This window comes from Nocardioides albertanoniae (genome assembly GCF_006716315.1).
In the GTDB taxonomy this organism is placed as follows: domain Bacteria; phylum Actinomycetota; class Actinomycetes; order Propionibacteriales; family Nocardioidaceae; genus Nocardioides; species Nocardioides albertanoniae.
Genome location: NZ_VFOV01000001.1, coordinates 2581887 through 2595396, shown reverse-complemented (window position 1 = coordinate 2595396; position 13510 = coordinate 2581887). Strand labels below are relative to the sequence as shown.

Below are 13510 nucleotides of genomic sequence, written 5' to 3'. Positions count from 1 at the left end.
AGTCTCTCAGACATCTGCAGCAACCGATGCCCCGCCCGGGGTCAGTACGTGAGCTGCACCTTGGTGGCGAGCCGCTCGTCCATGAGCCGGTAGCCCTCGGCAGCCTCGGTGAACGGCAACGACCTGTCGAAGACCAGGCCAGGGTTGATCGCGCCGTCGAGAGTGAGCTGCAGCAGGTCGGGGAGGTAGCGACGCACCGGCGCCATCCCGCCCTTGAGCCCGACGTTGGTGCGGAAGAGCGCGTTGACCGGGAGGTTGACGTCGTGCGGGATCCCGACGAACCCGACGGTGGCGCCTGGCCGCGCCACCTTGGAGGCCGTCTTGAACGACTGGTCGGTGCCCACGCACTCCAGGACGTAATCGGCACCGACACCGCCGGTGATCTCGCGCACCGCCGCCTCACCCTCCTTGCCCCGAGCGGCGACGATGTCGGTGGCGCCGAACCTCGTCGCGATCTCCTGACGAGACGCGTGCCGCGACATCGCGACGACCCGCTCGGCACCGAGCTGGGCGGCCGCGAGCACGCCACAGAGCCCGACGGCGCCGTCGCCGACCACCACCGCGGTGCCGCCCTTCGTGTCGGCCCCGAGGCCCGACATGACCGCGGCGTGCCAGCCGGTGGCCATCACGTCGGTGAGTGCGAGCAGGTCGGGATGCATCGCCGGGTCGGGAGTGGCGTCGAGCTTGACCAGCGAGCCGTCAGCCTGGTTGACCAGCGCGTACTCGCTCTGACCGCTGACCGTGAAGCCGAGGTTCTCGCAGACCGACTGCACCCCGGCGACGCAGTGCGGGCAGGTGTTGTCGCAGTGATCGAAGGGCACGATCACGAAGTCGCCCGGCTTGAATCCGCGTACGTCGGCTCCGACCTCCTCGACTACGCCGATGCACTCGTGACCGATGGTGCGCGGCTCGTCGATGTCGCCGTTGGCGCCGCGGTAGTTCCACAGGTCGGAGCCGCAGATGCAGGAGGCGGTGACCTTGATGATCGCGTCGGTCGGCTTCGTCAGGGTCGGGTCGGGAGTCTCGGTGAGACGGATGTCGCCCACCCCGTGGATCGTTGTCGCTCTCATGGTGGCATCCTGTCACCCGGCGTACGTGACCTTGCACACGGTGACCCTGGTGGGACCGGGCAACAGTCCAGAGACGAAACGCCGACAGTTCGCGGGGAATCCAGGCTTATCTCATATATGAGTTACGGTAAGGAACCATGACCGACGGATACAAAGGTCGCATCGGCAATCTGATTCGCGATGCGCGCAAGCACAAGGGTCTCACCCAGGCCCAGCTCGCCGACCTCCTCAACACCAGCCAGAGTGCGATCAACCGCATCGAGCAGGGTCAGCAGAACCTCTCGCTGGAGATGATCGCCCGTGTCGGCGCGGCCCTCGACTCCTCCCTCGTCGACATCGGCGCCGGTCCGACGCACCTCCGCGTCACCGGCCCGACGACGCTCTCGGGCGAGATCACGGTCAAGACCTCGAAGAACGCCGGTGTCGCCCTCCTGGTCGGCTCGCTGCTCAACCGGGGCCGTACGACGCTGCGCAAGGTGGCGCGGATCGAAGAGGTCAACCGCATCATCGAGGTGCTCAACTCGATCGGTGTCCAGACCCGCTGGCTCAACGACGACAACGACCTCGAGATCGTGCCGCCCAAGGAGCTCCGCCTCGACGCCGTCGACGAGGCCGCCGCGCGGCGTACGCGCTCGGTCATCATGTTCCTCGGCCCGCTGATGCACCGCCTCGACGACTTCGAGCTCCCCTATGCCGGTGGCTGCAACCTCGGCACCCGCACCGTCGAGCCGCACATGTCGGCCCTGCGCCCCTTCGGCCTCGAGGTCAAGGCGACCGACGGCGCCTACCACGCCACCGTCAACCGGTCGATCACACCCGGGCGCGCCATCGTGCTCACCGAGCGCGGCGACACCGTCACCGAGAACGCCCTGATGGCCGCCGCGCTGCACCCGGGCACCACGATGATCCGCAACGCCTCGTCGAACTACATGGTCCAGGACCTCTGCTTCTACCTGCAGAAGCTGGGCGTCGAGGTCGAGGGCATCGGCACCACCACGCTGCGCGTCACCGGTCGCGAGGTCATCGACGTCGACGTCGACTACGCGCCGAGCGAGGACCCGATCGAGGCGATGTCGCTGCTGACCGCGGCGATCGTCACCGACTCCGAGATCACCATCAAGCGCGCGCCGATCGAGTTCCTCGAGATCGAGCTGGCGACCCTGGAGGAGATGGGTTTCAACTACACCCTCTCCGAGGAGTATCTGGCGCTCAACGGCAAGACCCGCTTGGTCGACATCAACACCAAGCACTCGATCCTGCACGCCCCGCTGGACAAGATCCACCCCCTCCCCTTCCCGGGCCTCAACATCGACAACCTGCCGTTCTTCGCCGCGATCGCGGCGGTGGCGCAGGGCCAGACGCTGCTGCACGACTGGGTCTACGAGAACCGCGCGATCTACCTGACCGAGCTCAACAAGCTCGGCGGCAACGTCACGCTCATGGACCCGCACCGGGTGATGATCGAGGGCCCGACCCACTTCTCCGGCACCGAGATCGTCTGCCCGCCGGCGCTGCGTCCGGCCGTCGTGGTGCTGCTCGCGATGCTCGCCTCGAAGGGCACCTCGGTGCTGCGCTCGACCTACGTCATCGCCCGCGGCTACGAGGATCTCGCCGAGCGGCTCAACCAGCTCGGCGCGAACATCACCGCCTTCCGCGACATCTGAGCAACCATCGGGCCGAGTCGGCTCGTTCTGACCGGATCCACGCTCGAGTCGGCGCGTTATAACGCGCCGACTCGAGCTGATTTCTGGTCAGCACGAGCCGACTCGGCGCGTTTTCGGGTCAGGATGAGCCGACTCGGCCGGGGTGGGGTTCAATGCTCCTGTGACCGAGCATCCCAGGCGCGTACGCGCCTATGCGCACCGTGGCGGTGCGCTCCACCCCGACCTGATCGGGATGGAGAACACCTTGGAGGCCTTCCGACATGCGGTGAGCCTCGGCTACACCCATCTCGAGACCGACGTGCACGTCACCCGTGACGGTGTGTTGCTCGCCTTCCACGACGAGGCGCTGGATCGGGTGACCGACGTGCGCGGGCTGATCGCGGAGATGACGTACGCCGAGGTGCAAAGCGCCAGGATCGGCGGCCTGCACGGGGTGCCGACCCTGGCAGAGCTCTTCGAGGCGTTCCCGGAGGCCACGTTCAACATCGATCTCAAGTCCGACGGGGCCGGTGCCGCGCTGGCGGCGCTCCTGGTCGCGACCGACCGCGAGGACAAGGTCATCGTGGGCTCGTTCTCGGGGCGCCGGCTCGAGGCGTTCCGCCGACTGACCCAGGGCCGGGTGCGCACGTCGGCGCACCCGCGAGAGGTGCTGGCCTATCTGCTCTCCCCCACCGCCGGCATCGCCCGGCGGCTCGCCGGCGAGCGGTTCGACGCCTTCCAGATCCCGCATCGTCAGCGTCTTCGTGGACCGCTCTCGGTGCGAGTGGCATCGCGCGGTCTCGTACGCCGCGCGCACCAGGCCGGCAAGGAGGTCCATGTCTGGACCATCGACGACCCGGCCGAGATGGAGCAGCTCGTCGAGCGCGACGTCGACGGGTTGATGACCGACCGCACCGACCTGCTGAAGGCGTTCCTGGTGGAGCGCGGCCTGTGGGAGTCCGATGACGAGCGTGGCGAGGAGCCTGCGAAGTGAGCACACCAACCGGCATCGGCGACTTCAGACCGCTCGAGCGAGCCCGGGAGCAGAAGGGCTGGTTCTTCGCCGACTGGGCCGTCTCCGCGTTCCAGACGACGGTTGCCGGGGTGCTGTTCGCGCCCTACCTGATCGAGGTCGCGAAAGCCGCCGCGGTCGACAACCGGGTCGACGTGCTCGGACTCTCGGTCGCGCCGGGCGCGCTGCCGTCCTACATCATCACCTTCTCGACGCTGCTCTCGGCGCTCGTCTACCCGCTCGTCGGTGCGATCGCCGACCGCACCTCGCGCAAGCCCGACCTGATGGCCGGCTTCGGCTGGGCGGGTGCACTGTGCGCGGCCCTGTTGTTCTTCATGACCGGGGACAACTGGTGGTTCGGGTCGATCATGTTCATCGTCGCCAACCTGTGCGCCGGGGCGGCAGTGGTGGTCAGCGACTCGATCCTCCCGCTCATCTCCACCGAGGCCGAGCGCGACCGGGTCTCCTCGGTCGGCTGGGCCTACGGCTACGCCGGCGGCGGGCTGCTGCTCGCGGTCAACTTCCTCGTGGTGACCTTCGCCGACCCCCTGGGGCTCGGCACCGCCCTGGCGGTGCGGCTCTCGATGCTCTCGGCGGCCCTGTGGTGGGCCGGGTTCATCATCATCCCGTGGCTCCGGATCCGGCGACGCGAACCGGCCGACGTCGAAGACGTCTCCGGCGGCGTGGTGGCGCGCTCGTTCGGCCAGCTCTTCGTGACGCTCAAGGAGCTGCCGCGCTATCCGGTCGCGCTGACCTTCCTGCTCGCCTACCTCTTCTTCAACGACGGCATCCAGACGGTCATCAGCTCGGCCTCGACCTACGGCGTGGAGGAGCTCGGCTTCGAGACCGGCACGATGCTCGGCATCTATCTGCTGGTGCAGTTCGTCGCGGTCGGCGGCGCTGTCTTCTTCGGCCGTCTCGCCAACCGGTTCGGTGCGAAACGGGTCATCCTCGGCGGGCTCGTCGGCTGGATGGTGATCGTGGTGATCGCCTACTTCGTGCCGGAGCGTACGCTGCTGCCGCTGGTCATCGTGGCGATCGGCATCGGGCTGGTCATGGGCGGCACCCAGGCGCTGGCCCGGTCCTACTTCTCGCTGTTCATCCCTGCGGGCAAGGAGGCGGAGTACTTCAGCCTCTACCACGCCATGGACCGCGGCACCTCGTGGCTCGGCACGCTGGTCTTCGGCCTCGTCTACCAGCTCACCGACTCCTACCGTCCGGCGATCTTGGCGTTGATCGCCTTCTTCGTGATCGGCGGCGCGCTCCTCGCACTGGTCAACACCGCCAAGGGCATCGAGCAGGCGGGCAACCGGAGCCCGGCGCAGGCCTGATGCCCGCACCTGCCGGCTAGCGGGTTCAGGACGCACGCTCTCAGGTTCTTCTCAGAAAAGATCGCAGGTCAGGCGAGGCCTGTATCGAACAACACAGCGAGACGGTCCACAATTCACGGAATCATCACCTCCTCTGTACCGTTGTTGGTGTGAAGAGGCCTGACCGGCCTGCGTTATGAGTCCGCAGACCGCGTCGCTCTTCAGCACATTCAACGGGGGACGATCGACTCAGGAGGTGCCTTATGGCCGAGCGTACGTTGCGCGGTGCCCGACTGGGCGGACAGAGTTTTGAAGACGAGCGCGGCATCGAGTTCGCGGGTCGCCAGCAGGTGGCCTACCGCTGCCCGCAGGCCCACGACTTCGAGATCACGATGTCGGACGAGGCCGAGGTGCCGGCCGTGTGGGAGTGCCCGCGCTGCGGCATGGAGGCTCTCAACCTCTCCGGCGCCAAGCCCGAGGAGAAGGCCGAGAAGCCGGCCCGCACCCACTGGGACATGCTCCTCGAGCGTCGCTCGGAGAAGGAGCTCGAGGACATCTTGAAGGAGCGCCTCGACCTGCTCCGCGGTGGCGAGATCGGCCCGGCTCACCTGCACCGCAAGGGACCGGGAAAGAAGAAGGCCAACGCCTGACTTCTCAGATACGCCGAAGGCGGCCTTCCAGCATCGGAAGGCCGCCTTCGGCGTATCTCAGGCCTGATCAGGCCCGGACTCAGGCCGGGTCGTCGTTGTCGATGACCTCGCCGGTGACGATGTCGTCGCTGCGCTGTCGGCCACCAGCACCGGAGCCGCCGGCGGCACCCGCACCGAACATCGTGGGCATCGCGGCGCTCACCAGCCGCTTCTGCACCAGCACGGCCAAGATGCGTCGGAAGACCGGCCGGGTGAACGGCAGGATCAGCACGATGCCGAAGATGTCGGTCACGAAACCGGGGCTCAGCATCAGCGCGCCGCCGAGGAGGATCAACGCCCCGTCGGCGATCTCGCTGGAGGGCAGCTTGCCCGTGGAGAGCGCCGTCGACAGGGCAGACCAGGCTCGGGCACCCTCGCGGCGCATCAGCCATGCGCCGAAGATCGAGTCGGCCACGAGCAGCAGGATCGTCCACCACACGCCGATGACCTGACCGACCTGGATGAGCACGAAGAGCTCGGCCAGCGGCACCACCAGAAGCAGCACGACGAGCACCAAGGAGATGCGGCGCCGCGTGGTGCCGCCCGAGCGCATGTTGGTCGTGGCGCTCATCGGCGCTCACCCACGAGACGGCCGGCAAGACGGCTCAGCCCGATCCGGTGCAGCAGCCGACGGAGCTGGTCGCGCCGCTCCGCCAGACCCCAGCGGGTCACCCGGCGCATCGACTCGGCAGCGACCCCCGGGCTCATCTTCGACTCGCCGCGGACCCGTTCGATGAACTGGATCGGCACCTCCTTGACCGTGAGGCCGGCCCGCAGGGTGCGGGTGACCATCTCCGTCTGGAAGACATAGCCGGTGGACTCGACGCTGTTGAGCTGCAGCTTCTCCAGCGTCGTACGCCGGAAGAGGCGGTAGCCGGCGGTGGCGTCGTGAACGCCGATCCCGAGCAGCGCCCGGACATAGAGGTTGCCGCCGACCGAGAGCAGGCGTCGCGACAGCGGCCAGTTGACTACCGAGCCGCCCCGGATCCAGCGGGCACCGATCACCAGATCGGCGGAGGTGAGCGCGTCGAGCAGGCGGTGGAGCTCCTCGGGCTGGTGGGAGCCGTCGGCGTCCATCTCCCCCACGACGTCGTAGCCCTGGTCGAGCGCCCAGCCGAACCCGTGCAGGTAGGCCGCGCCCAGGCCGGCCTTCTCCGTGCGATGGAGCACGTGGATCTGGTCGTCGTTGTCGGCCAGCTCGCTGGCGATCATGCCGGTGCCGTCGGGCGACCCGTCGTCGACGACCAGCACGTCGAGACGTGGCTGAGCCTTGCGGAGCCGGCCGACGATCCAGGTGAGGTTGTCCGCCTCGTTGTAGGTCGGGATCACCATCACCGCCCGGCCGATCTCGGTCCAGGGAGGAAGCTGCTCGTTCGTCACGTACGTCGGCCTTGTCGAGGAATGGGGTGGAGATCACAGGATATCCGGCCGTTGGTCACTTGATCGAATGCCAGGACTGTCGGCCCAGAAGTCGGCCCGGAAAGTCGGCGGAGGGCGATGGCCCTGCGACGCCAGCAGAGGCGCGGGAGCACCAAGACGATCTTCGGGCCGTTCCGATCCCTGCTGGAGGCAAGGGGACGATCGTTGTCTAAGGGCGCCTTGGCCCTCCCGCGTTGCCCTCGCGGAGGTTGACCGAACCCGTTAGAACGCATCGAGAGAAATGTCTGGCGCGACACCCCCCGACCCGAACCGTCGGGCGCCGGTCCGCCTGCCACAACTCTGCATGGGCGAACCACGCCACCTTCACCCGTTCGATCGACGTAAGTCAACAAGCCCCTGACCTGCGAGAACGAGAGTTTTCGCAGGTCAGCAACAGCCTGCGTACGGCAAAAAAGCCTCGAAAACTCGACCGTCCGCGGCGTGTCGACCGCAGGTATGCGTTACGTCGATTCCGGAACGACCACGGTACCCCGCGCGGAGGTGGCGAGGATCGGCTCGTCCAGCAGCTGAGCAGCTCCCGGCTGCGCCTCGGTGGCCGCCCCTCGGGCCACGACGCGTACCGCGAATTCCATCACCCGCGAGCGCCTGCCGGCCCTGACCAGCTCGCAGGTGATCTCCAGGACGTCGCCGGCACGCACCGGCGCCTTGAACTGCACGTCGTCGTAGGAGGCGAACAGCCCCTCGTCGCCGTCGGTGAGGATGCACATCTCGGTCGCGACGTCGCCGAAGAGCCCCAGGCTGTAGGCCCCGTCGACGAGGTTGCCGGCGTAGTGGGCGTGCGAGTAGGGGACGTAACGGCGGTGGACGACCGTGGTGCCGATCTCCGGGGTGCTCATGCGGCGGGCTCCTTCGACGCGGTGCGGTGGACGAGGTAGGAGGCGACGTCGGCCGGGGTGGTGCCACGGCCGAAGATGCGGTCGACGCCGAGCTCGGCGGTCTTGGCCTCGTCGAAGCGCGGCCCTCCTGCGATCAGCAGCGGCCGCTCCCCCGCCGGATAGGCCTCGCGGAACGCCGCCGACATCTCCCGGGTGTTGAGGATGTGAGCGTCGCGCTGGGTGACGACCTGGGAGACGAGCACGGCATCGGCGCCTCGCGTCACGGCTGCCTCCACGAGGGCCGGCACGGAGACCTGGGCGCCGAGGTTCACGACCTCGATCTCCTTGTAGTACTCCAGCCCCTTCTCCCCCGCGAACCCTTTGATGTTGAGGATCGCGTCGATCCCCACGGTGTGGGCGTCGGTGCCGATGCAGGCGCCCACGACGACCATCGGCCGTCGCAGCGTCTCCTTGATCACCGCGTTGGCCTCCTTGGGCGTCAGCAGCGGGAAGTCGCGCTCGACGACCACCACCTTGTCGGTGTCGACGAGATGGTTGACCTGGCCGTAGACGACGAAGAAGGAGAAGTTGGGGCCCATCGGCTTGGAGTGCACGACCATCGCCGGGTCCATGCCCATCTTGTTGGCCAGCTGCAGCGCGGCCCCGTCGGCGACCTTGCCGTGCGCGATCGGCAACGTGAAGGAGATCTGCACCATCCCGTCACCGGTGGTGTCGCCGTACGGCCTGATCAGGTGCCTATTTTCCGTGGTCACTTGTCGCCCTCCAAGATGTCAGTGGCCGGGTTGTAGTACGCCTCGGACTTCTCGGCCACGCCGTCGAGGCCCTTGCCCGCGTCGGCCGGGCGCTTCATCAGCCCGAAGGTGCCGTCGGCGATCGCGTCGAGCAGACCGTTGGGCTCCTCGATGATCTTGCCGAGCAGGTCGAGCGAGTCGCCCAGGACCTCGCGGGCCCGGTTGGCGATGAACCCGTCGGGAGCGGGGTGGAAGTCTTCACCGAGCTTGCCGGCCGCGTCCATGACGTAGCGGACGTTCTGCAGCGCCAGGTCGCGATCGGAGATCCACGGCGTCACGACCGCCTCGGTCATCATCCCGACCAGCAGGATGCCCTGGTCGGTCATCGCACCGGCGAGGTTGAAGAAGCCGTCGAGCAGGTAGCCCTTGAAGATGTCACCGGTCATGTGCCGCGTCGGCGGCATCCACTTCAGCGGGGCGTCGGGGAAGATCGTCTTGGCCAGCAGCGCGTGCGCGAGCTCGAGGCGGAACGAGTCGGGCACGTCCGGGTTGATCTCGAAGGCATGGCCCAGACCCAGCTGCCAGTCCTCGAGGCCGGCCTCCTTGGCGAAGTACTCGTTGAGCAGCTGGGAGGTCGTCACCGTGTGCGCCGCCTCGACCGCGTCGGCGGTGGTGAGGTAGTTGTCCTCGCCGGTGTTGATGATGATCCCCGCCCGCGCGTGGATCTGGCGCGAGAGCCGCTGGTCGACGAACGTACGCACCGGGTTGATGTCGCGGAACAGGATCCCGTACATCGAGTCGTTGAGCATCATGTCGAGCCGCTCCATGCCCGCCAGAGCGGCGATCTCGGGCATGCACAGCCCGCTCGCGTAGTTGGTGAGGCGCACGTAGCGACCGAGCTCGCGACTGGTCTCGTCGAGCGCTGCCCGCATCAGCCGGAAGTTCTCCTGCGTCGCGTACGTTCCGGCGAAACCCTCCCGGGTGGCACCCTCGGGCACGTAGTCGAGCAGCGACTGACCGGTCGAGCGGATCACCGCGATGATGTCGGCGCCCTCGCGGGCAGCCGCCTGCGCCTGCGGGATGTCCTCGTAGATGTCGCCGGTGGCGACGATGAGGTAGATCCACGGTTTGCGCGGAGCGTCACCGATCTCGCTGATCATCCGGTCGCGGTCGAGACGGCTGGCGTCGAGCTTGGCGATGCCGACACCGACCGACTCCCGGGCGCGCTTGGCAGCCAGATCGGCCTCCGAGCCCTCCGGAAGCCGGAAGCTCACCTGCCCGGCTGCGGCCTCCTCGGCGAGGCGGGGCAGGTCGTTGCCGTAGGCCGGCAGTGCGTGCCACACCGGCAGCGAGACGCCGTTCTCGAGTCCGACGTCGGCGCGCACCGCGTCGACGAGATGGTTCACCCAGGGGGTGCCGTCGGGGTCGGCGCCGCCGAGACCGGCCAGTCGCAGCGTGGCTCGCTCGACGGCGACCGTGGTGTGCTTCTTGGCCATCTCGACGATCGGGTCGCCGACCTTCGCCGCCAGCGCACGGGCCTGGGCGATCGTGCGTGGGTCCAGATCGAGTCTCACTGGGCCAGTCTCCTCTCGAACAGCGCCCGGACACCGGTATCGGCACGCAGGAGGTCGAGGGCGTAGCCGGCGTGCCCGGGGACGTAGCCGTTGCCGACGAGCATCGTGACGTCGGCCGCGAGGCCTTCGGCACCGAGCGCGGCGGCCGAGAAGGAGGTGGCCATCGAGAAGAAGACCACCGTGCCCTGGTCGGCGGTCGAGAGGATCGCCCCGCCCTCGCAGCCGGGCACGTCGACGCAGACGACCGTGACGTCCGCCGGCCCACCCTCCGAGGCCGAGCCGGAGGCAGCCGACGCAGCCTTGGCCACCGCGTCGCGCAGCGCCACCGGGTTGCGGGCGTCGGCGACCACGACCTCGTCGGCGAGCGCGGCCTCGCGAAGAAGGTCCGCCTCGGTCTCGGTCGGGACGACGCCGATGAGATGTCCGGCGCCGGCGTCACGGGCAGCGGCCAGCGAGAGCGAGCCGGACTTGCCGCCGCCACCGATCACCGCGACGACTCCCCCGGCATAGCGCTCCGAGACGACCCGGCGGGTGAGTGCCGGAGCGCCGCACACGTCCATCACCGAGAGCGCGAGCTCAGGGGTGAGGTCGTCGGGAAGCACCGCGGCGATCGAGCGGCCGAAGAGGATCGCGTAGCCGTCGCACGGCACCTGCTCGTCCGTGCCCGCCCATCGATCGAGCCCGTCCTCGATCACGAGCGGCGTCAGGGTCAGCGACACCAGGGTCGCGACGCGGTCGCCCACCTTCAGCCCCAACGGGGACTCCGGTCCGACCTCGTCGACCACACCGACGAGCATCCCGCCCGACCCGGTCACCGGATTCTGCATCTTGCCGCGTTCGGCGACGATGTCGAGCACCGCGCGGCGTACGGCATCGCCGTCTCCGTCGTAGGTGGCCTCCAGCTGCCGGAACGAGGCCGCATCGAGGTTCAGCCGCTCGACGCGGATGCGCACCTCGTCGGGCCACAGCGTCGCTCGGGTGTCGAGCCTGTGGGCCGCCTGGGGCAGCGGCAGGGAGCCGGCCATCGGCTCATCGAGCACGCGGTGCAGGCCGGTGGGGTCGGAAGATGTCATCGTCGTACGCCTCCTTGCGTCCATCTCACGGCGGACCCTACCAGCGGTCGCTGGAAGAATTGCGGTGAAGTCTTGCGATAACCGCAGGATCTCCCGCTATGGTGGTGAGCATGACGGCAACCATCGAGCCCAACCGCCGAGGCGAAGCCCGAGGCGATCAGCACAGTCGCGACGGACAGCCCTACGCCTACGAGCGCGTCGAGCTGGTCGAACCCGACTGGACCCGGTTCCCCGGCTGGGCCGACGTCACCGCAGAGCAGTGGCGCGACCCGCAGTGGCAGCGCGTCAACTGCGTGAAGAACATCCGGCAGATGCGCGCCCTGATGGGCGATCTTCTCGACGAGCGGTTCTACGCCGACCTCGAGCGCGACCAGGCCGAGCGGGCGACGATGTCGATGCTGGTGCCGCCGCAGATGATCAACACGATGGTGCCCTCCGGTGCTGCGCCCGGTGAGGAGTTCACCGACGCCTTCTACGCAGACCCGCTGCGGCACTACATGATCCCGGTGCTCTCCGACCGTCGCACCGACTGGCCCTCACACCCGCAGGCCAGCCGCGACTCGCTGCACGAGCACGACATGTGGGTCGCCGAGGGGCTCACCCACCGCTATCCCACCAAGGTGCTCGCCGAGCTGCTCTCTACCTGCCCGCAGTACTGCGGGCACTGCACCCGGATGGACCTGGTCGGCAACTCCACCCCGGTCATCGACAAGCTCAAGCTCACCGGCAAGCCGGTCGACCGCCACGAGGCGATGCTCGACTACCTGCGCAACACCCCGCAGGTGCGCGACGTCGTCGTCTCCGGCGGCGACGTCGCCAACCTGCCCTGGCCGCGGCTGGAGGACTTCCTCACCAAGCTGATGGCGATCGACAACATCCGTGACATCCGGCTGGCCACCAAGGGCCTCGTCGGGCTCCCCCAGCACTGGCTCCAGGAGCCGCTGCTCGAGGGGATGAACCGGGTCACCACCATCGCCCGCGAGCGCGGCGTCTCACTGGCGATCCACACCCACGCCAACCACGCCAACTCGGTCACGCCGCTGGTCGCCGAGGCGACCAAGGCGCTGCTCGACGCAGGGGTTCGCGACGTACGCAACCAGGGAGTGCTGCTGGCCGGGGTCAACGCCGACAGCCACAGCCTGCTCGACCTGTGCTTCCGTCTGCTCGACGGCGCCCAGATCATGCCCTACTACTTCTACATGTGCGACATGATCCCGTTCAGCGAGCACTGGCGGGTCTCGGTCGCCGACGCGCAGCGGATGCAGCACGACCTGATGGGCTACCTGCCCGGGTTCGCGACGCCGCGCATCGTGTGCGACGTGCCGTTCGTCGGCAAGCGCTGGGTGCACCAGATCGCCGACTACGACACCGAGCGCGGCATCTCGTACTGGACGAAGAACTACCGCACCTCGATCGAGGCCAGCGACCCTGACGCCCTCACCCGGACATACGAGTACTACGACCCGATCCACACGCTGCCCGAGTCAGGTCAGCAGTGGTGGCGCGACCACTCCTGAGCCGTCAGGAGTGGCGCAGCGTGGGCCGGTTCTCGTAGTAGGTGTACATCGCGATCGTGGTGCGCGTGGAGACGTTGCCGGACGAACGGATCCGTCCCAGCAGCTCCTCGAGCGCCTCGGGGGTGGCCACCCGCACCTTGAGCATGTAGGAGTCGGCCCCTGCGATCGACCAGCAGGCCTCGACCTCGTGGAGGTTGGCGACACGCTCAGGGGTGTCGTCGGGCTGGGAGGGGTCCATCGGCTGCAGGGCGACGAACGCGGTCAGCGGTACGCCGATCGAGGCGTAGTTGACGGTCGCTCCGTAACCGGTGATCAGCTCACGCTGCTCGAGCCGCTTGACGCGCTGGTGAACCGCCGAGGTCGACAGGCCGGTCGCCTTGCCGAGGTCGGTGTAGGACATCCGGCCGTCCTCCGCCAGAAGCTGAAGGATCTTACGGTCGGTCGCCTCGATCTCAGGTGCAGTCACCGCGACAGCGTACCCATAACAGCAAGATCTTCGCCCCGTCGTCCGAAAACGCGGTCGACGCAGGAAGATCTCCGGGATACGCCGGCCTCGTGGCCGTGCCGGTCGTCGTGCCGGTCGTCGAGTCGGTCGTCCGGCAGATCCCGCAGCAG

Annotated in this window: 13 protein-coding genes; 5 read left to right on the top strand and 8 right to left on the bottom strand. The window is 68.1% G+C overall.

From position 1 onward, the window contains the following. Positions 1-41 precede the first annotated feature (41 nt). Positions 42-1070 carry a zinc-dependent alcohol dehydrogenase family protein gene (locus tag FB381_RS12380; RefSeq protein ID WP_141780567.1) on the bottom strand — a complete coding sequence of 343 codons (1029 nt, stop codon included), beginning with the start codon at positions 1068-1070 and terminating at the stop codon, positions 42-44. A gap of 137 nt (positions 1071-1207) precedes the next feature. Between FB381_RS12380 and FB381_RS12375 the strand changes: the two genes are divergently transcribed. The 4 genes from FB381_RS12375 (at position 1208) to FB381_RS12360 (ending at position 5685) form a co-directional block, all read left to right on the top strand. After that, complete coding sequence (locus FB381_RS12375; RefSeq protein ID WP_141780566.1) at positions 1208-2734, top strand: UDP-N-acetylglucosamine 1-carboxyvinyltransferase; 1527 nt, start codon at positions 1208-1210, stop codon at positions 2732-2734. A gap of 160 nt (positions 2735-2894) precedes the next feature. Beyond that, positions 2895-3707, top strand: coding sequence for a glycerophosphodiester phosphodiesterase family protein (locus tag FB381_RS12370; RefSeq protein ID WP_141780565.1), 813 nt, complete (start codon positions 2895-2897; stop codon positions 3705-3707). Continuing rightward, positions 3704-5056 (top strand): MFS transporter, encoded by a 1353-nt coding sequence (locus tag FB381_RS12365; protein WP_141780564.1) that lies wholly within the window; start codon positions 3704-3706, stop codon positions 5054-5056. Before FB381_RS12370 ends, FB381_RS12365 begins: the two co-directional genes overlap by 4 nt. Before the next feature lie 242 nt (positions 5057-5298). Further along, a complete protein-coding gene (locus FB381_RS12360; RefSeq protein ID WP_141780563.1) occupies positions 5299-5685 on the top strand; it encodes an RNA polymerase-binding protein RbpA in 387 nt (128 codons plus the stop codon). 79 nt (positions 5686-5764) lie between these two features. Here the strand turns inward: FB381_RS12360 and FB381_RS12355 are convergent, their stop codons facing one another. From FB381_RS12355 to kdd, 6 genes are all read right to left on the bottom strand, one after another. Continuing rightward, the gene (locus tag FB381_RS12355; RefSeq protein WP_141780562.1) at positions 5765-6295 is read right to left on the bottom strand and encodes an FxsA family protein; all 531 of its coding nucleotides are present in this window, start codon (positions 6293-6295) and stop codon (positions 5765-5767) included. Further along, on the bottom strand, positions 6292-7056 hold the full coding sequence (locus FB381_RS12350) for a polyprenol monophosphomannose synthase (RefSeq protein ID WP_170225336.1): 765 nt from the start codon (positions 7054-7056) through the stop codon (positions 6292-6294). Before FB381_RS12350 ends, FB381_RS12355 begins: the two co-directional genes overlap by 4 nt. 548 nt (positions 7057-7604) lie before the next feature. Beyond that, positions 7605-8000 carry a 3-aminobutyryl-CoA ammonia lyase gene (kal, locus tag FB381_RS12345; RefSeq protein WP_141780560.1) on the bottom strand — a complete coding sequence of 132 codons (396 nt, stop codon included), beginning with the start codon at positions 7998-8000 and terminating at the stop codon, positions 7605-7607. Further along, on the bottom strand, positions 7997-8752 hold the full coding sequence (gene kamE / locus FB381_RS12340) for a lysine 5,6-aminomutase subunit beta (protein ID WP_141780559.1): 756 nt from the start codon (positions 8750-8752) through the stop codon (positions 7997-7999). The genes kal and kamE overlap by 4 nt, the downstream gene beginning before the upstream one ends. Beyond that, complete coding sequence (gene kamD, locus FB381_RS12335) at positions 8749-10305, bottom strand: lysine 5,6-aminomutase subunit alpha (RefSeq protein ID WP_141780558.1); 1557 nt, start codon at positions 10303-10305, stop codon at positions 8749-8751. The genes kamE and kamD overlap by 4 nt, the downstream gene beginning before the upstream one ends. After that, complete coding sequence (gene kdd, locus FB381_RS12330) at positions 10302-11378, bottom strand: L-erythro-3,5-diaminohexanoate dehydrogenase (protein ID WP_141780557.1); 1077 nt, start codon at positions 11376-11378, stop codon at positions 10302-10304. Before kdd ends, kamD begins: the two co-directional genes overlap by 4 nt. Positions 11379-11488: 110 nt before the next feature. Here kdd and FB381_RS12325 point away from each other — a divergent pair, with 110 nt between their 5' ends. Next, positions 11489-12895 (top strand): KamA family radical SAM protein, encoded by a 1407-nt coding sequence (locus tag FB381_RS12325; protein WP_141780556.1) that lies wholly within the window; start codon positions 11489-11491, stop codon positions 12893-12895. Between the two features lie 4 nt (positions 12896-12899). Here FB381_RS12325 and FB381_RS12320 read toward each other — a convergent pair whose 3' ends face one another. After that, positions 12900-13361, bottom strand: a complete 462-nt coding sequence (locus FB381_RS12320; RefSeq protein WP_246088080.1) for an Lrp/AsnC family transcriptional regulator — start codon at positions 13359-13361, stop codon at positions 12900-12902. Between the last annotated feature and the right edge of the window lie 149 nt (positions 13362-13510).

Excerpts from the sequence above, each read along its gene's own strand:
- kdd (WP_141780557.1), bottom strand. The coding sequence starts at position 11,378 with ATGACATCTTCCGACCCCACCGGCCTGCACCGCGTGCTCGATGAGCCG.
- FB381_RS12375 (WP_141780566.1), top strand. The coding sequence starts at position 1,208 with ATGACCGACGGATACAAAGGTCGCATCGGCAATCTGATTCGCGATGCG.
- kal (WP_141780560.1), bottom strand. The coding sequence starts at position 8,000 with ATGAGCACCCCGGAGATCGGCACCACGGTCGTCCACCGCCGTTACGTC.
- FB381_RS12325 (WP_141780556.1), top strand. The coding sequence starts at position 11,489 with ATGACGGCAACCATCGAGCCCAACCGCCGAGGCGAAGCCCGAGGCGAT.
- FB381_RS12360 (WP_141780563.1), top strand. The coding sequence starts at position 5,299 with ATGGCCGAGCGTACGTTGCGCGGTGCCCGACTGGGCGGACAGAGTTTT.
- FB381_RS12380 (WP_141780567.1), bottom strand. The coding sequence starts at position 1,070 with ATGAGAGCGACAACGATCCACGGGGTGGGCGACATCCGTCTCACCGAG.
- FB381_RS12355 (WP_141780562.1), bottom strand. The coding sequence starts at position 6,295 with ATGAGCGCCACGACCAACATGCGCTCGGGCGGCACCACGCGGCGCCGC.
- FB381_RS12350 (WP_170225336.1), bottom strand. The coding sequence starts at position 7,056 with ATGGTGATCCCGACCTACAACGAGGCGGACAACCTCACCTGGATCGTC.